This is a genomic window from Arthrobacter zhaoxinii (genome assembly GCF_024385505.1).
Lineage (GTDB): Bacteria > Actinomycetota > Actinomycetes > Actinomycetales > Micrococcaceae > Arthrobacter_B > Arthrobacter_B zhaoxinii.
The window spans coordinates 507,936-531,192 of the sequence record NZ_JANFLT010000001.1; the positions used below are offsets into that span (position 1 = coordinate 507,936).

The window sequence follows — 23,257 nt, forward strand, 5'->3', positions numbered from 1 at the left end:
ACCACCGATTGAGCCTCGGCCACTATCACTGGAAAAACGACAACCCGGATCAGCCGGGCTACGGCAAAGAACTCGACATCGACGTGGACGCCCTACCGAAGACCGACCTGCCTCCCAACGTTGAACTGCCCAATCTGCATATTGACGACAACGGGTACATCCTTCGGTGCATGGTCCCCAACTTCTATATGAGTCCAGACGGAACCCTTTACCACTCCACCAACTACGGAGGCTGACATGGCCGGCACAAAGGACAACAGACGCCCCTACGTCACCGTTCGCCGCTGGGAGTGGCGCAAAGACGGCAAGAGAACAGAAGGCATCGGGCTCATGCACGGCGCGAGCGTCTGTGCCCACCTCACGCCGGACGAGGCCAGGGCCCTGGCCGACAAGCTCCACGACCTCGCAGATACGACCGAAAAGGAAAAATCATGACCACCGAGTACGAAGAACGGGATGCTCTCACCCCCGGCGAAGAGCGACTGCTTCACGCCCTCAAACGTGAGCGCACTGATAGACGAGCAGCCCAACGAGAGAACGCTGAGCTGCGGAAATTCAAGCAGAAATTCTACGAAGCCCGCGACCGGGCCGAACTATGGGAATCCCGAGCAATCCGGTACTCCGAACGCCTCAAGACAATGACCATCAAGAACAGCCCCAACAAGAACAAAGGAAATCGACTATGAGCCAGAACATCGAATCCACCAGCGAAGTAGAGCCCACCGCCGATGCCCTTGACGGCAGGGAAGCAGAGGAGCCCGATGCCAAGGGCAACCGGGAAGCTGCCAAATACCGCACCAGGCTCCGTGATACTGAGGCCAAGCTCGCAGAAACAACCGCGACCACCGAAGGGCTCACGGGCAAGCTCAACACCCTCAGCAAAGCCTTTATCGAACAGCTTGCCGGCGGTTATCTGCTGGACGCAGCCGACCTTTGGCGGCACGGGGCCGATCCGGCGGACATGCTCACTGAGGACGGGCTACCGGACCCGGAAAAGGTACAGGAAGCAACGAGCGCCATCCTGGCTGAACGCCCGCATCTCGCAGCCCCGCGGACCCCAAGGCCAGACCTCTCCCAGGGTGCCCACGGCTTTACCATGGTTGGCAGCGGAGATCCGTTCGGAGACGCCCTGAACAGGGCCCTACGCGGCTAGATAACGGATAGGGGTCGGTACATAACTGGCCCCTATCCGGTACAATATAGAGAGGTGCAACACACAGACCGGCAGGCCGGCAGTGAAGCACCGCAGATGCTCCAGGAGGGCACGCACACTTAGAGCCCGCGGCTCAGTGATTCACTCATTCACCCTCCAAATCCAGGAGCAGCCACCATGGCAATTAACACCAGTTCAGACCTCAAGTCCCTCTATCCGGACCAGGCCTTCAATGCCGCCGAGGTAATGCCGGAAGCACTCATCTTCCAGCTCACCACCCTCGCCGGTGCCGTCGAAGGTGACGCGCCCGTAGTCCGGATCCCCTACGTTGCAGCGGACCCCGAAGCCGGTTTCGTGGACGAAGGCGCCAAGATCACCGAGAGCGATCCCGTCCTCGATGAGCTCACCGTCAGCACCGACAAGGTAGCCGTCCTCACCCGCACATCCAACGAAGCCATGCGGAACAGCCCCGGCTCCAACGGCGTACTGTCCACCAGCCTCCGCCGCGCCGTCACCGTCAAGGGCAACAACGCGCTGCTCTCCAATCCCGGCAACCCAACCGGGCTTATGGGACTGGCAGGCATCAGTGACGGCGGCACACTGGGCACCAACCTCGACGCCGTAGACGAAGCCATCGCGGCTATCGAAGTAGCCGGCGGCAAGCCCACGCACATCGTGGCGAACCCGGCGGACTGGGCCAAGGTGCGAGCCCTCAAGGCAGGTACCGGCTCCAACATTCCCCTCCTCGGTGCACCAGCGGAACAGACTGAGAAGCAGGTCTTCGGCCTCGAAGTAATCACCACCCCGAGCCTGGCACCCGGAACCATCCTCATCACCTCCAAGGGCAGCATCTACTCCGCAGCAGGGGAGCTGAACCTGGCAGTCTCGCCGGATCACTTCTTCGACTACGACAGCACCGCAATCCGTGCAACATGGCGCTTCGGCTGGGCTGTCATTGACCCCAAGCACATCGCCAAAGTCACCGTCGCCAGCGAGTAACAACCGATTCACCACAGCGGGCCGTCATCCATGAAAGGTGGCGGCTCGCTGTGGTTAACCCGAAGGAACCAATGCCAAGAGCTAAGAAGGTATGTGCACAACCAGGCTGCCCGCAGCCGGCAGCCGCCAGCTACTGCACCGAGCACACAAGAGCGCGAGACAAGGCACGAGGAACCAAAGCCCAGCGCGGCTACGGCGCCGAGTACCAAGCACAGCGCAGACGATGGGTTGCCAAGATAGCCGAAGGGAAGGTGTGCTGCTGGCGCTGCCAACAGCCACTCGCACCAGGTGCGCTGTTCCACCTGGGACACGACGACGACGACCGGAGCATCATCCGTGGTCCCGAGTGCCCACGCTGCAACCTCAGCGCAGCAGGCAAGGCCTCACACAGGTACTACTCATGACGACCCCCAGGCGGGGGTCCCTAGACACGCACTGTCACGGCACCGACGGTGAGGTCTCCGGATAGTGCGGAGGGTTCAAACTTTTCGGAATGGTTCATATCAAGAGATCTTCCCGTAGCGACGGAACGAACGAGCGGGCATGAATCGAAACCGGGAAGTGGCAGCTGAGGTCAGCGGTGACAGTGGGAGCGAGGGGCAAACTGTGCGTAGCTGCCGTTAGGCTGGGGCAAACAATCGAATTGTGAGACTGAGAGCCGCCATGAACTTGTCAAAGGACCAACCGTTAGACCAACCCAATAGCGTCAGCCAGGAAGAAGCCGATCCCTATGACGTGTCCGGCATTGGGATCGGGTTTGGGTTCGCACTTTTTGGTTTGGTGGTGTTACTTGTTCCTCGGTTGCTTCCTCTCAGCCATGGATGGGTGACAGTCGTCATGGTGGCTTCCATGATCATCACCATGATCGGCGTGGGCGGAATCTTCTTCGAGGTGGAAAAGCGTGGGAGGCACGCAGGGCTGGGGGAGCTCGGGACTGTAGTCGTGCTCTTCGGTTTGGCTGGGGCAGTCGCGTTGCTGCATCTGCGAGAGACTTCCCTGCCTGCTGCCGTGCACGTCATCTTGGTCTTGGTCTTGCTGCTGCTGCTCTTCTGGGTTTTGGTAGGGCTCGGCATGGGCCTAAGTAAGTTCTTTCAGGCAAGGGCATTGTCTTCAAGCACTGGTACTAGTCCTCTGGCAGGGGAGGCACCCGTTGCGCGTCTGGCCAGGGCGGATCGCGTAAATATAGGGGTGGCGCTCGGTAGTACAGCCCTGCAGATCGTCCTATCGGTTGCTCCGGCTTTCGCGGGATCTTCGTTTTGACCAGATGAGCACTCTCGAGGCCTCCGGCGCTCCGCCTGAGCCCACAAGCAGGCGCCCCACCTGAGATGGTGGGGCGCTGTCGTGTTTAAGCCAGAACGGCCGCCCTCATCCGTCACCGGGTGGGGGCGGCTTCGTCGTTATGGGTTACTGCCCTGAAGACAGTTGCGCCATGTATTCAGGGCAGAAAGCTGCAACGGCTGCACCATGCATAGCCGCGAACTCAGTCACCGTGTAGGCGACTCCTGCGCCTATAAGGAGGAAATCGTTGACCTCTGCGCTCGTGGCGCCATTGTCGTAGAAGGTGCACACGCCTTCGCCAATTCCTATAAGCCCGTCGTCGGGTGCCGTCAGGAGGCTGGCGTGGGCCTTGCGCAACTGGGCAAGGTACACCTGTTGGTGCGGTGTCAGCATCGAGGCAGACTCACTGGCCTCGGAGGACGCCTTAGCCGGGGCGGTACTAGCATGCTTCGGGGTTTTAGAAGGGGAAGGTGAAGCCGCGCTGGTATCGGCTGCTGAACTGGTGCTAGCGGGCCCTTGTGCACTACTGCCGCAGGCAGATAGCGAAGTCGCGAATAACAAGGCGGTGGCAACTGCAATAGTTCTCTTCATGGTTCCCCCCATGTATAAAGTCGGTGCTCTGGGGCACTCTACCAGTGCGCATCTATGATCCACGGGCCCGCCGCCCCTTGCTCCTGCGCCTCGCCACTCCCGGGCTGAGCTCGAAGATATTCGGTGCCTGCTGTGCCTCTTCATAGGCCGCTAGCTCAAGGAGCCGGAAGCGCCAAAAGTGACCCAGCTTCCAGGCGCCAGGAATCTGCCCCTGCCTCGCTGCCTGCGTCACCCACTCAGGGCGACGCTGCCAACGCTCCGCAAGCTGCTGGACGGTTAGGGAGCGGCTCTCGCTCACCTTCGCCGCTCCGTTGGCGATTCACTGGGCAGGTGCTGCAGCCAGGCCACCAATTCATCGTGCTCGATCAACACCTTGGTGTTCACATATCTGGCAACGAGATACCCGTGCCGAATCTGCGCCCGGAGTACAGCGGCGCTGCTCCCGACCCTGGCTGCTGCCTCCTCCACGCTGTAGGCGATCTGCCGGGTTGTGTGGCACGGGCAGCAGTTCGTGTGTCGGAAATCGGTCCATTCGCTCAAGGCTGTTCTCCGGTCCTAGATTGGAATAGCTGATGATCCGCATCATCCTAGTCCGCAGAAAGTCCGCAAGAGGTCCACAAACACACGCATTCAGGCATGCAGCGCCAACCATATGAAGCCCGGAAACTAGCGGCAAACTGCCATAGACAGTCGGGCCCGATGACGGGCTAGAGGTTCATCAACTTCCGCTAGAACGCCCGCACGGCACACACGACGACGGCGCCTCCCCCTTTGCGGGGACGGCGCCGTTTGCCGTTCATCAGCAGTACGCCGGGCCGCTGCCTAGAGCGCGACGTCGTCGGCGGCCGGGCCGTCGTCGCCGTGGTCCTCGAGGTCCCCGCCGCCCACCGCTTCACCCATCCAGGTGAGCAGCTGCCAGGGGCCGAGGCCGCCGCCGGGCAGATCTTCCGCTTCCAGCACGGCAACGCCGGTGTTGCTGAGCGCGTTCGCCACAATGAAATCCGGCCCCACGTTCCCGGCACGCGCGGTGGCCCAGACCCGGATAATCGCCCCGTGGCTGAAGATGGCCGGGGACTTCAGTCCCGCGGCAGCCAGTTCCTCGACGACGGCGTCAAAGCGGCCCAGCGTCTCGGCACCGTCCGGTCCGCCGGGCATCCGGACGGCGGTGTCGCCGGAAACCCAGCTGTAGACCGTCTTCAGGTAGGTAATGATCGAGTCACGGTCATTACGCATCTCCAGCTCGCCGGCGGAAACTTCCCGCAGCCCGTCGCGGATCCCGACCGGGAGCCCCAGTGCGGCAGCCAGGGGTGCGGCTGTGAGCTGGGTGCGGACCAGGTTGGAGGCAAAGATTCCGTCGATCGGTTCATGTCCGAGCGCCTCGGGCAGCGACGCCGCCTGTTCCCTTCCCAGCTCCGTCAGTCCCGGGCCGGGAACGGCGGTGTCGAGGAAGTGCTCCACGTTGGAGGGAGTCTGGCCGTGGCGGACGAGTATCAGGCGCATGCTCGAAGCCTACTTTGTCACCGGGAGCAGGTCAGGTGCAGGCTAGGCGCCCAGGGTCCGGCCGGCCATGCGCTCCAGGCGCTGGATGCGGTCAGCCATGGGCGGGTGGGTGGCCAGGAGGCCGCGTACCCCTGCGCGGAACGGGTTCGCGATCATCAGGTGGGACGTGTTGGCCAGCTTCTGGTCATTGGCCGGCAGCGGGGCGCGCTGGGTGCCGCTCTCCAGCTTGCGCAGCGCAGACGCGAGCGCCAGCGGATCGTTAGTGAGCTTCGCCCCGTCTTCGTCGGCGTCGTACTCGCGGGTCCGGCCGATTGCCATCTGGATCAGCGAGGCAGCCAGAGGCGCCAGGATGGCCATGGCAATCATCGCCAGCGGGTTGGCGTTGCGCCGGTCCCCGCCGCCGAAGAAGAGCAGGAACTGTCCCAGCGAAGTAATGACGCCGGCAATGGCGGCTGCCACCGAGGAGGTGAGGATGTCGCGGTTGTGGACGTGCATAAGCTCGTGGCCGAGCACGCCGCGCAGTTCACGCTCATTCAGCAGCGCTAGGATGCCCTGCGTGCAGCACACCGCCGCATGCTGCGGGTTGCGGCCGGTGGCGAAGGCGTTGGGCGCCATGGTGGGTGATATGTAGAGCCTCGGCATGGGCTCGCCGGCCTGCAGGGAAAGCTCACGGACAATCCGGTACATCTCCGGGGCCTGCGCCTCGGAAACAGGCACGGCGCGCATGGCCCGAATGGCCAGCTTGTCGCTGTTCCAGTAGCTGTAGGCAGTGGTGGCAAGGCCGATCAGGAGGAAGACCCAGATAAACGCCGGGCTTCCGGTTCCGTTTGAAAGCAGGGCCCCGATTCCGAGCAGCACGGCGAAAAGCACGCCGAACAGGGCTGCTGTCTTGAGGCCGTTGAAGTGTCGGTGCACGGGTACAAAGTCCTTTCAGGCAGGCCGTTTCAGGCCTGCAGCGTCCGTTGGATACATATACTTCAACGTTTAACCGGGCGTGACTGTTCCTGTTCCTGTTCCTGCTCCTGCTCCTGCTGAAGTCTCAGGGCTCCGGATGCAGCGCGTCGTAGCGCGCAAACCGGGGCTGGGTCCGTGCCAGCACTGCCACCAGGGCCAGGCAGATCAGTCCCCCGAGTACTGCCGCCCACCCCTCTCCCACCAGGGAGGCATCCACGCCCGCCACCAGGTCCCCGAGCCGCGGGCCGCCCGCCACCACGACCACGAAGACGCCCTGCAGCCTGCCGCGCATGGCATCCGGGGTGGCGGACTGCAGGATGGTGGACCGGAAGACGCCGCTGATGGAATCGGCAATCCCGGCGCAGGCCATCGCGAGCGCCGCCGGGATCAGCCACCGGGACGGGACCGCGCCGTCGTTGGATCCGGCCAGGACCACCACGACGCCGAAGGCCGTCACCGACAGCCCCCAGGCGGCAACGGACCAGAGCACGGCCAGGCCCTGCCGGCGCACCAGTCCGAGCGGCCCGGAAAACAGCCCGGCGAGGAAGGCGCCCACAGCGGTGGCTGCCAGCAGCACACCCACCGTGGTCGCGCCGCCGCCGAGCATCAGCGCCCCGATGGCCGGGAGCAGTGCACGGGGCTGGGCAAAGACCATGGCGCACAGGTCCACCACGAAGGTCATGCGGATATTGGGCCGGGTGCCCAGGAACCGGAATCCCTCCAGCACGGAACCCAGCCCGGCCTTCTGCACCTTGCCCACGGGCGGCATGGGCGCCAGCCGGTACAGCGCCCACATGGCAGCGGTGAAGGTGATGACGTCGATGGTGTAGGTCCAGCCATAGCCCACCCGGGCCACCAGCACTCCTGCCAGCAGCGGCCCCGCAGTCATGGCCACGCCGAAGGTCATCATGCTCAGCGCATTGGCGGCAGGCAGCAGCTCGGCGCGGACCAGGCGGGGAATGATGGCGCTGCGCGCCGGGTGGTTCAGACCGCCCGCGCCGGCGTTGACGGCCACGAGGAAGTACAGCAGCCAGACATTACCCACCCCGGCCCAGGCCTGGGCCGCGATGCCGATGGTGCTGAGCCACAGCAGTCCCGACGAGAACAGCGCCACCTTGCGCCTGTCGTACGCGTCCACCACGGATCCGCCGTACAGTCCGGCCAGCACCAGCGGCACCAGTCCCACCAGGCCCAGCAGGCCGACGTTGAAACTCGACTCCGTCAGTTCGTAGACCTCCAGGCTGACCGCCACGAGGGTGAGCTGCGTGCCAATGGCGGAGAGCGCGGTTCCGGTCCACAGCCGGCGGAATTCGGGGCTTTCACGCAGGGGTGTGAGGTCAGCGAGCAGTCGGGGCACCAGAGCAGTCTAGGGTCCCGCCGGCCCGGATCCGGGCCGCCACACGCGCACGGTAATAGAAAGCATGCTTAGGATGGGACGACACCGATGTCCCCGCATCCCGCCGAAGGAGCAGCCGCCGTGTTTACCCGCAACGTTGCCGATGGAATCCACCGCCTTGAACACGCCCATGTGAACGTCTATCTGGTTGAGGACGACGACGGCGTGGCAGTGGTCGACGCCGGCCTGCCGGGGATGTGGCCGCACCTGACCGGTGCACTCGACGAGTTGGGCTACGGTCCGGGGGACATCCGGGCCCTGGTGCTGACCCATGCGCACTTCGACCATGTGGGCACCGCCGCCCGGCTCCGGCAGGAGTACCGCACGCCCATCCTGGTGCACGATGCCGACCGGTACATCGCCGCGCACCCCTACCGCTACCGGCACGAGACGAACCGGTTCCTGTATCCGGTCCGCTACCCCAAGGCAGTCCCCGTCCTGGGCGCCATGACCCTCGCCGGGGCGCTGAATGTGCGCGGCGTGACCGACGTGCACAGCTTGACCACGGAGTCCGGCGACGCCCTGCCGGGCAGGCCGCGGATCCTGTACACACCCGGGCATACCGCCGGACACGTGGCCCTGCATTTCCCGGACCGCGGGGCACTCATCAGCGGAGATTCCCTGGTGACCCTCGACCCCTACACCGGAGCCAGGGGGCCGCAGATTGTCTCCGGCGCAGCGACGGCGGACAGTGCCCAGGCGCTCGAGTCACTGGCGCTGCTGGCCGAGGCCGACGCACCGCTGCTGCTCACCGGACACGGGGAGCCGTGGCGGGACGGTTCGGCGGCGGCCGTGGAGCAGGCCCTGGCCCGCGGGGCGTCCTAGGCCTGGCCGCCGTCCCGTGATCCGGCGTCGTCCAGTTCCTGTTCCAGCACGTCGAGCAGCCGGGAATCACCGATGGGCCGGAAGTGGCCCATGGTCTGCAGCTGGATGTTCCGCGCACCGGCCAGATGGCTGCCCGCCGGGATATGCGGATCGAAGCTGCTGTAGACGGAGGTGATCCGGGCGTTTACGTCCTCGTTGCGCAGGAGCCGCTGCAGGAACGGGTCGCGGGGCGAGAAGGCGCGGATCGACGCGAGCGGAAACAGGTTGGCGTACACGGAGCCGGAGAAAGGCGTGTTGACGGCGATCATCCGGTCCACCCGCGGCCCGCCGTCCGGCAGGGTCATCAGGTGCTTGCCGATCAGTCCGCCCTTGCTGTGGGCCAGCACCAGGACGTCCTGCAGGTTCTGTTCCGCCAGGTAGCGTTCCACCAGCACCGCCATGTCCTCGATGGTGCCGCGGTTGTAGCCCAGCGGGGCAACGGTGTGCACCGGATGGCCGCGCTCGTAAAGGTAGTCGGCCACCGGGCGCAGGAACTGCCAGTTCTCGTAGACGCCGGGGATCAGCACCACCGGAGCCCGCACCGCGCCCTCCGGATGCAGATACGCTGCCGGGTCCCGGCGCAGCACGAAGCCGTGCACCTGCCAGTACGCCACGTAGAGATAATCCGAGGCCCAACCCCCGGCCTGGCGTGCCCAGCGGAACATCCGCCCCTGCCTGCGCGGCCGGACACCGGGGCGTGGAGACGTCATTGGACAGCGGCCGCCGTGCGCATCAGGGCGGCGGTTTCCTTAGGACGGGTGTACATCAGCACGTGCGGCTGGCCGGGGATTTCCGCCGTCACCGCACCGGGGCGGGCATGAGCGAGCCGGGCCAGCCAGTCGGCGCGCACCACCGGGTCCTTGCCGCCGCGTACCAGCAGCACCGGGGGCTTCACCCCGGCGATCCGCTCCTCGAGCCGATGGCGGATCATCACGGGCAGCGTGGACAAATACCAGCGGGGACCGGCGCGGAGGTAGTCGGTAACCAGCATGTAGTTGACCGCCGGCGGTTCACCCAGGCAGTCCTGCAGCAGCCGCAGCGCCTGCAGCGGGGCCGAGCGCTCGGCATCGTTGATGGTCGGTCCCAGCAGGACCACCGAGGAGACAGCCTCCGGGGCGGCGAGCGCCATTTCCACCACAACCTGGCAGCCCATGGAATGGCCTACCCACTGCGCCCCGTGAATCCCGGCAGCTTCGAGGGCCTGCACGGCAATGCGCCCGAAGTCCTCCATCTGCAGCTGTCTGCCCGGCTTCGGGGTGCTGCCGAAACCGGGAAGTTCCAGCGTGTGCACAATCGAGGTGCGCGCCAGTTCCCAGATCAGCGGTCCGTAGTACCGCTCCGAGGCGCCGATCCCGTGCACCAGGACCACCTCGCTGCGGGTCCCGGACCATTCGGGCGTCCCGGCGTCGTCAAAGCGCTGGTAGGTACGGATATCCACCTGCGTCTGGCCTACTGCTATCCGCTGGTATCCGGTTCGGACTTCTGCTGCCGGCACTGTGCCTCCGCTTGATGTTCCGTTGAATCGATCTACGCCCAGCGTACCGGGGCCCGGACAGGTTAGGCGATCCTTATTATGAATAACTCAGAATAAGGCTAGGATGATGAACATGACCGAAACCGCAGCAGCCCAGGAGTCCACCGCCAGGTGGTCCAACGAGCTGCGCACCCACGGCCGGCGCGTCACCAAGCAGCGGCTGGCGGTGCTCCGCGCCGTTGACGCCTCACCGCACTCGGTGGCGGACGACGTCGCCGCCGCCGTCCGCGGGGAACTTCCGGACATTTCGCTGCAGTCGGTCTATGTGGTCCTGGCGGACCTCACCGAAACCGGCCTGCTGCGGAAAATTGAAACCCCCGATTCCCCGGCCCGGTACGAGACCCGTGTGAACGACAACCACCACCACGCGGTCTGCACCGGCTGCGGCCGGATCGAAGACGTGGACTGCGCCGTCGGCCACGCCCCGTGCCTGACCCCCGGAGATACCCACGGCATGACCATCCAGATTGCGGATGTGCTCTACCGCGGGCTCTGCACCGACTGCGCCGCCGCGGCCGTGTCCTAGCCCTCCCCCGAACCTCCTTCCCCTTTTTGTCAGCTCCAGAGAAAGAACACGCATGTCCAACTTCACCACCACGCAGACCGGCACCCCGGTTTCCAGCGACGCACACTCGCTGAGCACCGGCGCCGACGGCGCCGTTGCCCTTCACGACCGTTACCTCGTCGAGAAGCTGGCCCAGTTCAACCGGGAACGCATGCCGGAACGCATCGTGCACGCCAAGGGCGGCGGCGCATTTGGTGAGTTCGTTGTTACCGAGGACGTTTCCAAGTACACGCGTGCCGCTGTCTTCCAGCCCGGCACCGTCACCGAGACCGTCCAGCGGTTCTCCTCCGTTGCCGGTGAAATGGGTTCCCCCGACACCTGGCGCGATGTGCGCGGCTTCGCGATGCGTTTCTACTCCACCGAGGGCAACTACGACATCGTCGGCAACAACACCCCGGTGTTCTTCATCCGCGACGGCATCAAGTTCCCGGACTTCATCCACTCGCAGAAGCGCCTGCCGGGCTCCGGCCTGCGCGATGCTGACATGCAGTGGGACTTCTGGACCAACTCCCCCGAGTCCGCACACCAGGTCACGTACCTGATGGGTGACCGCGGCCTGCCGACGTCGTGGCGTGAAATGCCCGGCTTCGGCTCGCACACCTACCAGTGGATCAACGCCGCCGGCGAGCGCTTCTGGGTGAAGTACCACTTCACGTCCAACCAGGGCAACCACGAGATCACCGGTGCCGAGGCTGAAAAGATTGCCGGCGCCGACGCCGACTACTACCGCCGCGACCTGTACGAGGCCATCGAGGCCGGCAACTTCCCGTCCTGGGACCTGCACGTGCAGGTTATGCCGTACGAAGATGCCAAGACGTACCGGTTCAACCCGTTCGACCTGACCAAGGTCTGGCCGCACGCGGACTACCCGCTGATCAAGGTGGGTACCCACACCCTGAACCGCAACCCTGAGAACTTCTTCGCGCAGATCGAACAGGTCGCCCTGTCCCCCGCGAACCTGGTTCCCGGCATCGACGCCAGCCCGGACAAGATGCTGATGGCCCGCATCTTCTCCTACCCGGACGCCCAGCGTTACCGCATCGGCGCCAACTACAACCTGCTGCCGGTCAACGCACCGAAGGCACCGGTCAACAACTACTCGCAGGACGGCGCCATGCGCTTCTCCTACAACTCCCCGGAAACCCCGGTCTACGCACCGAACACGCTCGGCGGCCCCGCGGCCGACGCAGCGCTGGCGGGTGCCGGCAGCTGGGAGAACGACGGCGCCCTGGTGCGTTCCGCCGCGACCCTGCACTCCGAGGACAGCGACTTCGGCCAGGCCGGCACGCTGTACCGCGAGGTTTACGACGACGCCGCCAAGCAGCGTTTCCTGGAAACCATCACCGGCGCCATCTCCGGTGTGAAGCGTCCGCACATCCGCGAAGCAGCGATCCAGTACTGGACCAACGTGGACGCGGTCCTGGGCGAGAAGCTGCGCCTTTCCCTGGCGCAGGGCGAGACCACGGCCAACGAAAAGGCCGAGTTCGTGGGCGTTGCTGAGTAACTTCAGCCCCCGCTAGCCAGCTGAAACGGCAGCGGCCGGTCCCTTCGGGGGCCGGCCGCTGCTGTGTTTAAGTCGCTGCTGGTTTTAAGGCAGTCGCCCCGTCCTACCGGGAAGGCCAATACCAGATGAGCAGCATCGTCACCAGGAAACCGGTGAGGAAGTTCAGCTTCAGGAACCGCTTCCAGCCGGCATTCGCAGCACCGGACCCGGCGTCGGTGATCCGCAGGAACGGCAGCAGGTTGAGGATGTAGGGCAGGGCGAGCAGGCAGCCCAGAACCGCCGGCCACGGTGTGAAGAGCATCAGCAGCCCGGCAGCAAGATAGGCAGCTGCGGCGAGCACCACGACCGGCCGAGCCCCCAGCACCGTGGCAATGGATCCGATGCCGCCCTCACGGTCCGGCACCACGTCCTGCACCGCACCGAAGGCCTGGCTGGCCATGCCCCAGAGGAAGAACGCGCCCAGCACCGCCCACAGCCCCGGCGTGAACACCGCACCGGCCAGGACCAGCCCGTACACCGCCGGGCTGACGAAGTGGGTGCTGGACGTCAGGGAATCCAGGAACGGACGTTCCTTGAACCGCAGTCCCGGGGCGCTGTACGCAATCACTGCAAACACGCTGACCGCCAGCACCAGCCAGGACAGCGGGCTTCCCAGCAGGACCAGGGCAGCCAGGAACGGCACATTGGTCAGGACAGCCGCCCACAGCGTGGTGCGGTGGAAGCTTCGGTCCAGGACGGCGCCCTCCACTCCCCCCTTACGCGGATTGTGCAGGTCCGACTCGTAGTCGAAAACGTCATTGATGCCGTACATGGCCAGGTTGTAGGGCACCAGGAAGTACAGCGTACCGATCACCCAGGCCAGGTCGATCCGCCCGGTGGTAAGCAGGTACGCCGCGGCGAACGGATACGCGGTGTTGACCCAGGAAAGGGGCCGCGAGGACACCAGCAGCATCCGCAGCGTTCCCGCTGTTCCGGTGGCGGCGGGACTCACGGCTGCTCCTTGGTGGTTGGTTTGCGGGGTGCTGGTTTCCGGGCGGCTGGTTTGCGGGCCGATGTTCCCGGACCGGGCGCGTGTCCGGGCAGCAGCACCCAGAGCGCGGGCAGCAGGAGGACGGCCGCCAGCGGGTAGGCGAAATCCTCCAGCGGCGCGGCTCCGGCAAACGCTCCGGAAATACGGTCCTCGTTGTACCAGAAGAGGCCCACGCGGATCATGAGGTTGTCGAAGACCGCTGTCAGTGCCAGCAGCACGAGGGCGGTCATGGCTGCCGCGGAGACGAAGTACCGCGGGCGGTGCCCGCGCAGCAGGACCACCGCGCAGATCAGGGCTGCCGGGACGAGGAAGAAAGCGTTGAGGGTCCAGTAGGTCACGGCCGGGTCCTCTCCGCCGGCCGGCGCCGGGCGTTTCCGGCGGCCCGCCCTTCGGTCCGTCCGGCAACGCGTCCGGCAGCCAGCCGCACCAGGCCGAAGACCACCATGGTCAGGTAGCAGAGGAAGGCCAGGAAAAAGATCTCCTCCACCGGCAGGTGCGGTGCCAGCGTGAGGCCGAGCATGAACGGGGTCTCACCCCGGTAGAAGATATCGGAGCCAATGCCGGCCAGGTCCCAGCCGGTGAAGAACACCACCCCGACCGCGAGCACGACGGCGGCCCGCCGGGCGTCGGCGAAAAAGAACAGCCGGAAGCGGTGGTCCAGCAGCATCATGCAGCCCAGGGACAGCAGCAGGAAAAGCAGGTACAGCACGCCCATTACGCGCCCGCCCCGGCGGACGGCGGACCGGCGGGAGTCGGGCCGGCGGACGGCGGTACGTCGGAGGGTGTCAGGCAGGCGGGCGGTACGTCGGAGGATGCCAGGCCATCCGGCCACGACGCTGCCTGCGCCGACCAGGGCGGGGGCTCGGGCAGTGCCTCGGTGCCGGTTTCTCCGCGCAGCCGTTTGAGGATCAGTTCCGCGCTGATCAGGCACATCGGCAGGCCGATGCCCGGAAGGGTGGAGCCCCCGGCGTACAGCAGTCCTTCCACTTTCCGGCTGGCGTTCGTTCCGCGGAAGAACGCGCTTTGCTTAAGGATGTGCGCCGGTCCCAGCAGGGTTCCCCGCCAGGAGTTGAGGTCGGCGACAAAGTCCTGCGGGCCCACGGTCCGCCGGATGATGATGCGCTCGGCCAGGTCCGGGATACCGGCCCAGGAGGAGAGCTGGGCGATGACGGCGTCGGCCATCTTCTCGATCTGCGGATCCCCGGCGCCGTCAATGCCGCCGGCGCCAAGGGAAGGATCCGAAGGCACCGGCACCAGCACGAACAGGTTTTCATGTCCTTCCGGCGCGGCGTCGGGATCTGTGGCGCTCGGACGGCAGACATACAGGGACGCCGGGTCCGGCACCGAAGTGTCCGCGCCGAAAATCTTCTCGAAATTGGCTTCCCAGTCCCGGGTGAACAGCAGCGTGTGGTGTTCCAGCTGCGGCAGGGCCCCCTGCACGCCCAGGTGAAGCAGGAGCCCGCCGGGCCCGGGGACGCGGTGCTCCCAGTAGGTCTCAGGATAGGTCTGCAGTTCTTCAGGCAGGAGCGCGGTCTCGGTGTGGTGCAGGTCCGCCGCCGAAACCACCAGGTCCGCATCCAGCGACACCACGGCCCCCTCGGCGTCCCGATAGTCCACTCCCACAGCGCGCGGCCTGCGGCGGCGGAGGGGGCTGCGGCCCCGCCCCGGGCCGGACGGCACGGATGTGCGGATCCGGGTGACCTCGGCACCGGTGATGACCTTGGCGCCTTCCGCCCGGGCCAGATCGGAGATCACCGACACGATCCGGTGGAAGCCTCCCATGGGATAAAGCACGCCGTCGGCCAGGTCCAGCCGGCTCATCAGGTGGTACATGCTGGGTGTGGTGAACGGCGAAGATCCCAGGAAGACCGCGGGGTACCCCAGGATCTGCCGGATCCGCGGGTCAGTGAAGCGCTTGGCCACAAAAGTGCTCAGGGGTTCCAGCAGCAGCCGGGCCAGCCGGGGTCCGCTGCGCAGGACATCCGGGCGGAGCAGCGGCAGGAACGAGGCGAACGTGGAGTAGAGGAAGCGCTTCTTGGCCATTCCGTAGACCTCTTCGGAGGACTCCAGATACTCCTCGAGCCGGGCACCGGCCCCGGGTTCCAGGGATTCGAAGAGGGCGATGTTCCCCTCCCGGGTCGCGGCCACGTCCACCGGTGCGGCGGTGTCTTCGAAGAGCACCCGGTAGCCGGGATCCAGCCGGACCAGTTCCAGCTGGTCCGCGGCGGAGGTGCCCAGCAGCCGGAAGAAATGGTCGAAGACCTCCGGCATCAGGTACCAGGACGGCCCGGTGTCAAAGCGGAACCCTCCGGTTTCCCAGCTGCCGGCCCGGCCGCCGGTCTCCGGCTGCTTCTCCAAGACGGTGACCTGCAGGCCCTCCCGGGACAGGAGGGCCGCGGTGGCCAGTCCGGTGATGCCGCCTCCGATCACGACGGCGGTGCGCGGACGCATGCTCATGGTTGCCTTTCGTTTCCCGCGGCGCCGCGGGAGTGGTTTTCGCTGCGGTCGCGGTGCCCGGCGACGCTGCGGGTCAGGACTGCGCGCGCTGCGATGCGCGCCTTCACCGGGTTGGGGACGCGTACCCGTGTGGTGCGCAGCTGCTCCGCGGGGGTGGTGCGGAGCCTGCGGGCCAGTTCACTGAACAGGTCCTGGGCGAGCGCGACGGCGGCCCGGCAGTTTGCGGGCAGCTGCGCCACGGCGGCGCCCGAAACCAGCAGATCGGCGTCAATGCCGTCCAGGATCCGGTGCTTATCCGTTTCGGTGAATGCCTCCACGGTGACCCCGGGGAAATAGCTGCGCCCCAGGGTCTCGAAGTCCTGGGCCAGATCCCGCAGGAAATTGACCTTCTGGAATGCCGCACCCAGGCGCTGGGCGCCTTCGCGCAGCGCCTTGGCCTGGTCATCGGGCAGGGGCACTCCGTGCAGGAAGCACTCCAGGCACATCAGCCCGATCACCTCGGCGGAACCGTAGACGTACTCGTTGAAGCTGGCCTCTGTGTGTGCCGTCTGTTCCAGATCGGCGCGCATCGAGGCGAAGAACGGCCGGGTGAGGTCTGGCCCGATCCCGGTTTCCCGCGCCGTCACCGCAAACGCGTGGACCACGAGGTTGACGCTGTAGCCGGTCCGCAGGGCACGTTCCGTATCCGCTTCCAGCTCATCCAGCAGCACACCGACCTCCGCGTGGGCAACCAGCGCCTCCGCTGCCACGCCGTCGACAATTTCGTCCGCCAGCCGGACCAGCGCGTAGATGGTTTCAATCTGCCCGCGCGTCCGGGCGGCCAGCAGCCTCGAAGCCAGCCCGAACGACGTCGAATAGGACCGGATCAGCACGGCTGCGGTCTGCCGCGCCACAGTGTTGTAGAGGGCAAGGCCCTGCTCAGCTGCCACGGATTACCGCCCCCGGTTCACGGCGCGGTCCGTTACCGCGGACAGGGCGGTGCGCAGGGCGGGCGGTATGGCCGGGTACTGCAGGTGGAGGCGGGCCCGCTGGGCGTAGTCGAGGACCAGGCCCCGCGCATAGTCCCGGGCTCCGCAGGTCACCAGCAGTTCCCGGGCGCGGGCGGCATCACGGGCTGTCAGTGCAGGACTGCCCAGCAGTTCCGACAGTTCGGCCCATTGGGGCGTTCCCGCAGCGTAGGAGACCAGAACCGTGCGTTTACCCTCGCGCAGGTCGGAGAAGCTGGACTTGCCCGTTGCGCTTTCGGCACCGAACACGCCCAGCAGATCGTCCACCACCTGATAGGCGATCCCGATGTCCCTGCCGTAAAGGCCCAGGACGTCGACGACGTCGTTCGACGCCTCTGCCAGCACCGCGCCCGCCTGCAGCGGGGCCTCGAAGGAGTAGACAGCGGTCTTGAGGCGCTCCATCTGCAGAATCTCGTCAACCGGCGGCGCCCCGGGCTGGAAGGACAGGTCCACATCGATCAGTTCGCCCCCGGCCGAGGCGAATACTGCTTCGTCAAAGATGTCCGCCAGGCGCAGCCGCACCTCGGTGTCCACCTCAAGACGGTCCAGCAGCCGGAAGGCTCCGGTCAGCGCCAGGTCGCCGGCAATCACCCCTGCGGACAGTCCGCGGTGCCGGGCGGCGCGTTCTTCGACGCCGGCGGCGGCGGCGAGCCCCCGGAAGACGCCGGCCACGTTTGCCTGGCCGCGGCGGGTGAAGTCGAGGTCAATCACATCGTCGTGGACGATCAGCGCGGTGTGCAGGAGTTCAAAGGCCGCCCCCACCCGGGCAGCAGCGCCGCGGTCCGTGCCTCCGAGGGTGAGGTAGGACGTCAAAAGGATCCGGGGACGCACCCGTTTGCCGCCGGCAGCCGAATTTTCCAGTGTCTGCCAGAGGGACAGATAAGCGGGTCCCAGCTTCGCCGCCCGGTCCTTGGCCTGCTCAAAGAACTGCTGCAGGACAACCTCAACCTGGTCCTCGCCGGCGGACAGGTCGAGCGGGGGGTGCGTTTCCATAGGTAAAGTAAACACGTATGGGACAAGGGGAAGAAATGACGGGGAGCACTGAACAGGTGGTTCTCGTCGATAATGACGGCCGTCCCGTGGGCGTCCGGGACAAAGCCACCGTGCACACCACGGATACCGAGCTGCACCTGGCGTTCTCCACACACGTCTTCAATTCCCGCGGCCAGCTACTGGTCACCCGGCGGGCGCTGTCGAAGCTGACCTGGCCGGGAGTGTGGACCAATTCCTTCTGCGGCCATCCCGGTCCCGGGGAAGCCACCGAGGACGCCGTGGTCCGGCGTGCCCGGCGCGAGCTCGGGCTCGAAGTGCGGGACCTGACGGTGCGGCTTCCGGATTTCCGTTACCGGGCCGTGGACGCATCCGGAATTGTCGAGCACGAGATCTGCCCCGTTTACACGGCTGTTGCCGACGCCGACCCGGTCCCCGCCGCGGACGAGGTCATGGACTGGGAGTGGGCCGATCCGGCCCAGCTAGTTCCTGCGGTCCGGCTGACGCCCTGGGCGTTCAGCCCGTGGCTGGTGCTGCAGCTGCCGCTGCTTTATCCCTGAGGCTGCACTGAGTCAGCCGGTGCCGCGGTTCCGGGGCCCGTAAACCGCCGGGCCCAGCGGACCCAGGGGTATTCCCCGGGCCAGTGACAGGCCAGGGTGTGGAAGGCCCGGCGGAAGCGCAGGAGAATTCCGGCCCGGCTTTGCACCGCCCGCGGCGCCATCCCTACAACCAGGCTGCGGTCCAGCCGGCACCGCCGTCCCTGGCCGAGGTGGAAACTGAGGCACACGTCGTCGTGCATCTCCGGATCCCCACGGTGCACTTCGCCGCTGACTTCCTCCCAGGCCCCGGCGCGAAGGGCCAGGTTGGAGCCGAAAAACGGCCAGTGGGCCAGGGCCGACCCCATCGCCAGGTAATACGACCCCAGATACAGCCGGGACAGCAGCAGCGCCCGCAGCCGGGGCATGCCGTAGAAAACCCCGGGGCCGCTGAGCACTTCCAGCCGCGGATCCGCAGCGAAGGCTTCAGCTATCCGCGCAATCCAGTCCGGGGGAAGGACACAGTCGGCGTCACATCTCGCAATAATGGAGTCCGGTTCCGTGTTCCCTGCGGCGGCGTCGTACCCGGCGCCGGCAGCGGCAGGGATTCCGGGAACCACTTCGAAAACCACCCGGGCGCCGAACCGCCGGGCAACCTCGGCGCTGGCATCGCTGCTGTTGTTGTCCACCACCACTATTTCCCGGGGCGGCACACTCTGTCTGGCCAGTGACGACAGACAGGCTTCCAGGAAGACAGCGTCGTCTCGGCACGGGATAACCACGGACACTGCCGGAAGCTCGGAAGGCATGGGCTGAGTTTAGCGCGGGGCCGGCCGCTCTCCGGGCGGTTTTCGGTGTGCACCGCTTCCAGCGGGGAGTGCCGGGCTACCGTAGGAGCATGATCGATGCGCTGCTCCACCCGCCGGGGACCGGAAAAGAGTACCTTGCGGACGCGGTGCGTGTGCTTGGCGTGCTGAGTGCTGCGGCAGCCCTGGTGCTGCTGGGACCGGTGGAAACGGCCCTGTTCCTGCTGGTGCTGCTCGGACTTCTGGTGTCCCGGGCGCTGGCCGTCTTCCCCGGTTTCGACACCGTCTACGGACTGGTGCTGCTGACCGCCGCATGGAGCAGCGTTGCGGATCTCTACGCACGCATCCCGTGGTGGGATCTGGCCGTCCACTGCGCCGCCACCGGTGTCCTCGCAGTGATCGCCTATTTCCTGCTCGTGCAGTTCGGCGCTGTTCCCGCGGTCCAGCGTCCGCACCGGGCCTCGCGGTCGCTTCCGGTGGTGGTTCCGCTGCTGGTGCTGGCCCTGGGGCTGGGAATGAGTGTGCTGTGGGAGATCGGTGAATGGTGGGGCCACACGTATGTGGATGCGCGGATCAACGTCGGCTACGCGGACACCATGACAGATCTGGTTGCCGCGGGGCTGGGTTCGTTGGCCGCCGGACTGTGTCTTGGTTTTGCCGTCCGGCGTTCCGGTGCGCTGCTGCATACTCCGGTAGCGCACCACCGTACCGGCCGCTAAGCATCGGGGCCGGGGCAGTCGGCATGCCGGCCCCGCCGGAGCTTCGCTGCATGCCGGTCCCGCCGGAGCTTCACTGCATGCCGGCTCCGCCGGGGCTTCGCTGCATGCCGGTCCCGCCGGGCTTCACTGCGAAGGGCATCCCGGGCAGCACTGTGGCTGCCCGGGATGCCCTGTTTTTCTGCAGGTTCCCGCCGGCGTATCCGCTAGCGGGAGAGGTACCGCTCGTGCTCGCTGTGTGCGCGGGCTACGGTTTCGCGGATCTCTTCGATGTCCTTGACCTTGTCACGGTACTTGAGGTCCATCTTCAGGATGTCCTGCTCTTCGTCGCACAGGGCCTTGTAAACGCGCTCCCGCTCGGCGGGATCTGCGGTGTAGGTCAGGTCCAGGTAGGCGTCCGCATGCCGCCGTGCGTTGTTGACGGCGGTCATGGCCTTGCCCGCGGGGCTGACCAGGGACGCAATGACGGTCACGACGAGCACGCCCACGATGACGGAGAGCGAGAGTCCGGTGGTGATCTCGATGACCGAGACATGCTCGCCGCCGTTGATGAAGGGCAGCGTGTTCTCATGCAGGGCGTGCAGGACCAGCTTGACGCCGATGAAGGCCAGAATTGTTGCCAGGCCGTAGCTGAGGTAGATCAGGCGGTCCAGCAGGCCGTCGATGAGGAAGTAGAGCTGGCGCAGGCCCATCAGCGAGAACGCCGTGGCGGTGAAGACGATGAAGACGTTCTGGGTCAGGCCGAAGATCGCCGGGATAGAGTCGAGCGCGAAGAGGATGTCGGTGCCGCCGATGGCCACCATGACCAGGAGCATCGGGGTGAGGACGCGCTTGCCGTTCTCCATGGTGAACAGCTTGTCCCCGTCGTAGTTCTCCGAGGTGTGGAAGATCTTGCGGGCCAGCCGAATGATGAAGTTGTTGGCTTCGTCGTCACCCTCCGTGCTTTCCGGCTTGAGCAGGTTGCCCGCCGTGATCAGCAGGATCAGGCCGAAGATGTAGAAGACCCAGGAGAAGGAGTTGATCAGCGCGGCGCCGAGAAGAATGAACGCGGTACGGGCGATCAGGGAGAAGACGATGCCGAAGAGCAGGACCTTCTGCTGGTCTTCACGCGGAACACGGAAGCTCGCCATGATGATCAGGAAGACAAACAGGTTGTCTACCGAAAGCGCCTTCTCGGTGATGTATCCGGCGAAATACTCGGTGCCCATCTGGGCTCCGCCAAGGACCCAGACAACACCGCCGAAGACCACGGCGAGTCCTACGTAGATGGAGGACCAAATGGCCGCTTCCCTCAACGTAGGGATATGCGCCTTGCGGATGTGGAAGAAGTAATCAAAGGCCAGAAGGGCCAGGATGACCACAATGGTCACTCCCCAGACCAAGGGGGAAACAGTCATGAGATGTCTGCTTTCGTAGGGTACGCCGAAGGAGCATAGGTCTCTCCCGCCAGTCTGGACAGACTGACCGCTGAACCCGGCGGAGCGTCGGTGCTCCACGTGTTGACGGATATCGGCGTTTCGGGATACTCCCCTACGAAGCCATCAGTCTAACAGGACGATGTCCGCTTCGGTGTCCACATCGCGCCCATCGGCCAGATCGGAACAGTCAATGACGTGCACCAGCTCCGGATGGGCTTCGAGGAAGGAACGGGCGCCGGCATCCGGATCGACGCCCGGCTTGCCATTCCGTGCATGTTCAGCCGCGGAATAGTCGGCATCCTGGCCCAGGCTTCGCAGGGCCAGGAAAGCATCGAACAGAACAGGGTGTCCGCGCCGCAGCCGGCCTTCGGCTGTCCGGTACCCTGCGGCGGCGATCCTGCCGGGCTGCCCAGCGGCGAGGACGCGTGCCACCACGGCCGGGCTCAGGCCGGGCTGGTCCACGAGGGCTATGAGCACGGCCGCTGGGCCGTGTGCCAGCGCCGCCTGGACCCCGCAGCGGTAGCTGGTGCCCATCCCGAGCTCCCAGCGGGGGTTCACCGCCACTTCCGTGTTCTGCAGCCGGGCGGCGGCGGAAACCTCTGAGTGCCCGGCTCCCAGCACCGCCACCACACCGGTACAGCCGCCGGCAAGAAGCACCCGGACCTGATGTTCGATGAGGGGCCGGCCGTGGAAAGGCAGCAGCGCCTTTGGGCCGCGCCCGAGGCGTACACCCGCTCCGGCAGCCAGCAGGACCGCCGTCGTCGTTCCGGTCATCTGCGTTCCCTTCTTACTGTCCGGCCCATTAAACAGGTAGCCGCCGCACCCTGGCGGTGCGGCGGCTGAGGTAGCGGGGTGGTTAGCCTTCACAGTCCTTGCAGTAGGCCAGGCCGTTCTTCTCCACGGCAAGCTGGGAGCGGTGGCGGACGAGGAAGCAGGAGTTGCAGGTGAATTCGTCTTCCTGCGGCGGCACCACCCGCACGAGCAGTTCTTCGCCGGACAGGTCTGCACCGGGCAGTTCAAATCCTTCGGCCGCTTCCGTTTCATCCACGTCAACTACGGCAGACTGCTTGTCGCTGCGCCGGGCCTGAAGCTCCTCGATCGAAGCCGGGCCGGCCTCTTCCTCAGTCTTGCGCGGCGCGTCATAATCTGTAGCCATATTCTCGGCTCACACTCCAAATCCGTAGTTTCTATTGCTTCGGGGCACTCGATACTAGCCGAAGATAACGGACACACGGTTGCCTGTTATTCCCGTCGGCGGTCCCCCGGGGGTTTTCCTTCTTCGAACATCCACTTCCCGGCACGTCGTCCCTCGGTGGGGGCGCTGCTGCGGGGCGAACCGCCCGCGGCCAAATCCGCGTTCGATCCCCGGGCGTCCCCCGAACACCCCCGTGCACCCGTTGCATGTCCAACGTGCATGCTGCCGTGCAGGTTCCGCTTTTTCGGCGGGACTTATTATCGGTTGAAGTGGAAGGGATCGGCGGCATCACCCAAGCGCCGGGAACGAAAAAGCGCCGGACGCCGGGCTGTCACCCGCCGTCCGGCGCTTTGATCAGACTAGGCCTCGGGCTGGGGTTCAGCCGGAGTCATCTTCTGCTCGCCGCCGGAGGTGTAGGAACCGTTGGTCCCCGTGCTGCCTGCTGCGGAAGAGCCCGTGGACGTGCTGGAGCCGGACTCGGTGCTGCTGGAGCTGCCGGAGCCGGTGACCTTGGATGCGGCATCCTTGGCGGCGCCCGTTACCTTGTCCTGCAGGCCCGGAGCCTTTTCCTTTGCCCAATCGGTGCCGTGAGACACGGTCTCCTGCACCTTCGGGTCATTCCAGAGCTGCATCAGCTTTTCGCGGCCGCCCTTGGATCCAACCAGGTAGCCAACACCCGCGCCCGCCAAAAATACAAACTTCTTTACCATGGTCTTCCTCTTCTCCTGCCCTCACTGGGCTTTGATAAGTTCCGTCCACATGCA

Annotated in this window: 29 protein-coding genes; 11 read left to right on the plus strand and 18 right to left on the minus strand. The window is 65.8% G+C overall.

All coding sequences use genetic code 11. The annotated features are described in order from the left end of the window. The first annotated feature begins 8 nt into the window (after positions 1-8). The 6 genes from NNX37_RS02365 to NNX37_RS02390 all read left to right on the plus strand — a co-directional run bounded on the left by NNX37_RS02365 (position 9) and on the right by NNX37_RS02390 (position 3,412). A complete protein-coding gene (locus tag NNX37_RS02365) occupies positions 9-236 on the plus strand; it encodes a hypothetical protein (RefSeq protein WP_255790638.1) in 228 nt (75 codons plus the stop codon). Between the two features lies 1 nt (position 237). Then, positions 238-435 carry a hypothetical protein gene (locus NNX37_RS02370; protein ID WP_255790640.1) on the plus strand — a complete coding sequence of 66 codons (198 nt, stop codon included), beginning with the start codon at positions 238-240 and terminating at the stop codon, positions 433-435. Continuing rightward, on the plus strand, positions 432-686 hold the full coding sequence (locus NNX37_RS02375; RefSeq protein ID WP_255790641.1) for a hypothetical protein: 255 nt from the start codon (positions 432-434) through the stop codon (positions 684-686). Before NNX37_RS02370 ends, NNX37_RS02375 begins: the two co-directional genes overlap by 4 nt. Further along, positions 683-1,153, plus strand: a complete 471-nt coding sequence (locus NNX37_RS02380) for a hypothetical protein (protein WP_255790643.1) — start codon at positions 683-685, stop codon at positions 1,151-1,153. Before NNX37_RS02375 ends, NNX37_RS02380 begins: the two co-directional genes overlap by 4 nt. 177 nt (positions 1,154-1,330) lie before the next feature. Beyond that, positions 1,331-2,152 (plus strand): phage major capsid protein, encoded by an 822-nt coding sequence (locus NNX37_RS02385; protein ID WP_255790644.1) that lies wholly within the window; start codon positions 1,331-1,333, stop codon positions 2,150-2,152. Between the two features lie 645 nt (positions 2,153-2,797). Then, on the plus strand, positions 2,798-3,412 hold the full coding sequence (locus NNX37_RS02390; protein WP_255790645.1) for a hypothetical protein: 615 nt from the start codon (positions 2,798-2,800) through the stop codon (positions 3,410-3,412). Positions 3,413-3,556: 144 nt separating this feature from the next. On the opposite strand, the gene NNX37_RS02395 is transcribed toward NNX37_RS02390, so the two are convergent. The 5 genes from NNX37_RS02395 to NNX37_RS02410 form a co-directional block, all read right to left on the minus strand. Continuing rightward, positions 3,557-3,823: a DUF732 domain-containing protein gene (locus tag NNX37_RS02395; protein ID WP_255790648.1), complete on the minus strand. Its 267-nt coding sequence runs from the start codon at positions 3,821-3,823 to the stop codon at positions 3,557-3,559. A gap of 250 nt (positions 3,824-4,073) precedes the next feature. Further along, a complete protein-coding gene (locus NNX37_RS16600; protein WP_407079904.1) occupies positions 4,074-4,319 on the minus strand; it encodes a helix-turn-helix domain-containing protein in 246 nt (81 codons plus the stop codon). 524 nt (positions 4,320-4,843) lie between these two features. Beyond that, a complete protein-coding gene (locus tag NNX37_RS02400) occupies positions 4,844-5,521 on the minus strand; it encodes a histidine phosphatase family protein (protein WP_255790649.1) in 678 nt (225 codons plus the stop codon). A gap of 42 nt (positions 5,522-5,563) precedes the next feature. Next, entirely contained in the window at positions 5,564-6,436 is an 873-nt protein-coding gene (gene htpX / locus NNX37_RS02405) for a zinc metalloprotease HtpX (RefSeq protein WP_255790651.1), read from the minus strand. Between the two features lie 124 nt (positions 6,437-6,560). Next, positions 6,561-7,832 carry an MFS transporter gene (locus NNX37_RS02410; RefSeq protein WP_255790652.1) on the minus strand — a complete coding sequence of 424 codons (1,272 nt, stop codon included), beginning with the start codon at positions 7,830-7,832 and terminating at the stop codon, positions 6,561-6,563. An 87-nt stretch (positions 7,833-7,919) separates the two neighbouring features. On the opposite strand from NNX37_RS02410, the gene NNX37_RS02415 reads away from it, so the two are divergent. Then, the gene (locus NNX37_RS02415) at positions 7,920-8,696 is read left to right on the plus strand and encodes an MBL fold metallo-hydrolase (RefSeq protein WP_255790653.1); all 777 of its coding nucleotides are present in this window, start codon (positions 7,920-7,922) and stop codon (positions 8,694-8,696) included. Here the strand turns inward: NNX37_RS02415 and NNX37_RS02420 are convergent. Then, entirely contained in the window at positions 8,693-9,445 is a 753-nt protein-coding gene (locus NNX37_RS02420; RefSeq protein WP_255790654.1) for an esterase/lipase family protein, read from the minus strand. The genes NNX37_RS02415 and NNX37_RS02420 overlap by 4 nt on opposite strands. Further along, complete coding sequence (locus tag NNX37_RS02425; RefSeq protein WP_255790655.1) at positions 9,442-10,230, minus strand: alpha/beta fold hydrolase; 789 nt, start codon at positions 10,228-10,230, stop codon at positions 9,442-9,444. The genes NNX37_RS02420 and NNX37_RS02425 overlap by 4 nt, the downstream gene beginning before the upstream one ends. 112 nt (positions 10,231-10,342) lie before the next feature. On the opposite strand from NNX37_RS02425, the gene NNX37_RS02430 reads away from it, so the two are divergent. Both NNX37_RS02430 and NNX37_RS02435 read left to right on the plus strand, forming a co-directional pair. Further along, positions 10,343-10,795 carry a Fur family transcriptional regulator gene (locus NNX37_RS02430; RefSeq protein WP_255790657.1) on the plus strand — a complete coding sequence of 151 codons (453 nt, stop codon included), beginning with the start codon at positions 10,343-10,345 and terminating at the stop codon, positions 10,793-10,795. A gap of 52 nt (positions 10,796-10,847) precedes the next feature. Next, entirely contained in the window at positions 10,848-12,338 is a 1,491-nt protein-coding gene (locus NNX37_RS02435) for a catalase (RefSeq protein ID WP_255790658.1), read from the plus strand. 103 nt (positions 12,339-12,441) lie between these two features. Here the strand turns inward: NNX37_RS02435 and NNX37_RS02440 are convergent, their stop codons facing one another. The 6 genes from NNX37_RS02440 to NNX37_RS02465 are packed head-to-tail and all read right to left on the minus strand — an operon-like array spanning position 12,442 to position 17,825. Then, a complete protein-coding gene (locus NNX37_RS02440) occupies positions 12,442-13,290 on the minus strand; it encodes a prenyltransferase (protein ID WP_255790901.1) in 849 nt (282 codons plus the stop codon). 35 nt (positions 13,291-13,325) lie between these two features. Next, positions 13,326-13,706 (minus strand): lycopene cyclase domain-containing protein, encoded by a 381-nt coding sequence (locus NNX37_RS02445; RefSeq protein ID WP_308206296.1) that lies wholly within the window; start codon positions 13,704-13,706, stop codon positions 13,326-13,328. Continuing rightward, positions 13,703-14,083, minus strand: coding sequence for a lycopene cyclase domain-containing protein (locus tag NNX37_RS02450; protein ID WP_255790660.1), 381 nt, complete (start codon positions 14,081-14,083; stop codon positions 13,703-13,705). Before NNX37_RS02450 ends, NNX37_RS02445 begins: the two co-directional genes overlap by 4 nt. Further along, positions 14,083-15,819 (minus strand): phytoene desaturase family protein, encoded by a 1,737-nt coding sequence (crtI, locus tag NNX37_RS02455; RefSeq protein ID WP_255790904.1) that lies wholly within the window; start codon positions 15,817-15,819, stop codon positions 14,083-14,085. Before crtI ends, NNX37_RS02450 begins: the two co-directional genes overlap by 1 nt. A gap of 2 nt (positions 15,820-15,821) precedes the next feature. Beyond that, the gene (locus NNX37_RS02460; protein ID WP_255790661.1) at positions 15,822-16,754 is read right to left on the minus strand and encodes a phytoene/squalene synthase family protein; all 933 of its coding nucleotides are present in this window, start codon (positions 16,752-16,754) and stop codon (positions 15,822-15,824) included. Positions 16,755-16,757: 3 nt separating this feature from the next. Then, complete coding sequence (locus tag NNX37_RS02465) at positions 16,758-17,825, minus strand: polyprenyl synthetase family protein (RefSeq protein WP_255790663.1); 1,068 nt, start codon at positions 17,823-17,825, stop codon at positions 16,758-16,760. 35 nt (positions 17,826-17,860) lie between these two features. Here NNX37_RS02465 and idi point away from each other — a divergent pair, with 35 nt between their 5' ends. Continuing rightward, the gene (gene idi / locus NNX37_RS02470; protein ID WP_255790665.1) at positions 17,861-18,382 is read left to right on the plus strand and encodes an isopentenyl-diphosphate Delta-isomerase; all 522 of its coding nucleotides are present in this window, start codon (positions 17,861-17,863) and stop codon (positions 18,380-18,382) included. Here the strand turns inward: idi and NNX37_RS02475 are convergent. Then, positions 18,373-19,167, minus strand: a complete 795-nt coding sequence (locus NNX37_RS02475; RefSeq protein WP_255790666.1) for a glycosyltransferase family 2 protein — start codon at positions 19,165-19,167, stop codon at positions 18,373-18,375. The two genes, idi and NNX37_RS02475, sit on opposite strands and share 10 nt — an antisense overlap. Before the next feature lie 89 nt (positions 19,168-19,256). On the opposite strand from NNX37_RS02475, the gene NNX37_RS02480 reads away from it, so the two are divergent. Further along, entirely contained in the window at positions 19,257-19,883 is a 627-nt protein-coding gene (locus NNX37_RS02480; RefSeq protein WP_255790667.1) for a hypothetical protein, read from the plus strand. A 203-nt stretch (positions 19,884-20,086) separates the two neighbouring features. On the opposite strand, the gene NNX37_RS02485 is transcribed toward NNX37_RS02480, so the two are convergent. The 4 genes from NNX37_RS02485 to NNX37_RS02500 form a co-directional block, all read right to left on the minus strand. Continuing rightward, positions 20,087-21,277, minus strand: coding sequence for a TerC family protein (locus NNX37_RS02485; protein WP_255790668.1), 1,191 nt, complete (start codon positions 21,275-21,277; stop codon positions 20,087-20,089). A gap of 144 nt (positions 21,278-21,421) precedes the next feature. Continuing rightward, positions 21,422-22,072 (minus strand): nucleotidyltransferase family protein, encoded by a 651-nt coding sequence (locus tag NNX37_RS02490; protein ID WP_255790670.1) that lies wholly within the window; start codon positions 22,070-22,072, stop codon positions 21,422-21,424. A gap of 82 nt (positions 22,073-22,154) precedes the next feature. Then, the gene (locus tag NNX37_RS02495) at positions 22,155-22,454 is read right to left on the minus strand and encodes a DUF4193 domain-containing protein (RefSeq protein WP_146360892.1); all 300 of its coding nucleotides are present in this window, start codon (positions 22,452-22,454) and stop codon (positions 22,155-22,157) included. 398 nt (positions 22,455-22,852) lie between these two features. After that, positions 22,853-23,203: a hypothetical protein gene (locus NNX37_RS02500; protein WP_255790671.1), complete on the minus strand. Its 351-nt coding sequence runs from the start codon at positions 23,201-23,203 to the stop codon at positions 22,853-22,855. Positions 23,204-23,257: the final 54 nt, after the last annotated feature.

Excerpts from the sequence above, each read along its gene's own strand:
- NNX37_RS02370 (WP_255790640.1), top strand. The coding sequence starts at position 238 with ATGGCCGGCACAAAGGACAACAGACGCCCCTACGTCACCGTTCGCCGC.
- NNX37_RS02375 (WP_255790641.1), top strand. The coding sequence starts at position 432 with ATGACCACCGAGTACGAAGAACGGGATGCTCTCACCCCCGGCGAAGAG.
- NNX37_RS02380 (WP_255790643.1), top strand. The coding sequence starts at position 683 with ATGAGCCAGAACATCGAATCCACCAGCGAAGTAGAGCCCACCGCCGAT.
- NNX37_RS02385 (WP_255790644.1), top strand. The coding sequence starts at position 1,331 with ATGGCAATTAACACCAGTTCAGACCTCAAGTCCCTCTATCCGGACCAG.
- NNX37_RS02395 (WP_255790648.1), bottom strand. The coding sequence starts at position 3,823 with ATGCTGACACCGCACCAACAGGTGTACCTTGCCCAGTTGCGCAAGGCC.
- NNX37_RS02400 (WP_255790649.1), bottom strand. The coding sequence starts at position 5,521 with ATGCGCCTGATACTCGTCCGCCACGGCCAGACTCCCTCCAACGTGGAG.
- NNX37_RS02415 (WP_255790653.1), top strand. The coding sequence starts at position 7,920 with ATGTCCCCGCATCCCGCCGAAGGAGCAGCCGCCGTGTTTACCCGCAAC.
- NNX37_RS02420 (WP_255790654.1), bottom strand. The coding sequence starts at position 9,445 with ATGACGTCTCCACGCCCCGGTGTCCGGCCGCGCAGGCAGGGGCGGATG.
- NNX37_RS02430 (WP_255790657.1), top strand. The coding sequence starts at position 10,343 with ATGACCGAAACCGCAGCAGCCCAGGAGTCCACCGCCAGGTGGTCCAAC.
- NNX37_RS02435 (WP_255790658.1), top strand. The coding sequence starts at position 10,848 with ATGTCCAACTTCACCACCACGCAGACCGGCACCCCGGTTTCCAGCGAC.
- NNX37_RS02440 (WP_255790901.1), bottom strand. The coding sequence starts at position 13,290 with ATGCTGCTGGTGTCCTCGCGGCCCCTTTCCTGGGTCAACACCGCGTAT.
- NNX37_RS02450 (WP_255790660.1), bottom strand. The coding sequence starts at position 14,083 with ATGGGCGTGCTGTACCTGCTTTTCCTGCTGCTGTCCCTGGGCTGCATG.
- crtI (WP_255790904.1), bottom strand. The coding sequence starts at position 15,819 with ATGCGTCCGCGCACCGCCGTCGTGATCGGAGGCGGCATCACCGGACTG.
- NNX37_RS02465 (WP_255790663.1), bottom strand. The coding sequence starts at position 17,825 with ATGGAAACGCACCCCCCGCTCGACCTGTCCGCCGGCGAGGACCAGGTT.
- idi (WP_255790665.1), top strand. The coding sequence starts at position 17,861 with ATGACGGGGAGCACTGAACAGGTGGTTCTCGTCGATAATGACGGCCGT.
- NNX37_RS02475 (WP_255790666.1), bottom strand. The coding sequence starts at position 19,167 with ATGCCTTCCGAGCTTCCGGCAGTGTCCGTGGTTATCCCGTGCCGAGAC.
- NNX37_RS02480 (WP_255790667.1), top strand. The coding sequence starts at position 19,257 with ATGATCGATGCGCTGCTCCACCCGCCGGGGACCGGAAAAGAGTACCTT.
- NNX37_RS02485 (WP_255790668.1), bottom strand. The coding sequence starts at position 21,277 with ATGACTGTTTCCCCCTTGGTCTGGGGAGTGACCATTGTGGTCATCCTG.
- NNX37_RS02490 (WP_255790670.1), bottom strand. The coding sequence starts at position 22,072 with ATGACCGGAACGACGACGGCGGTCCTGCTGGCTGCCGGAGCGGGTGTA.
- NNX37_RS02495 (WP_146360892.1), bottom strand. The coding sequence starts at position 22,454 with ATGGCTACAGATTATGACGCGCCGCGCAAGACTGAGGAAGAGGCCGGC.
- NNX37_RS02500 (WP_255790671.1), bottom strand. The coding sequence starts at position 23,203 with ATGGTAAAGAAGTTTGTATTTTTGGCGGGCGCGGGTGTTGGCTACCTG.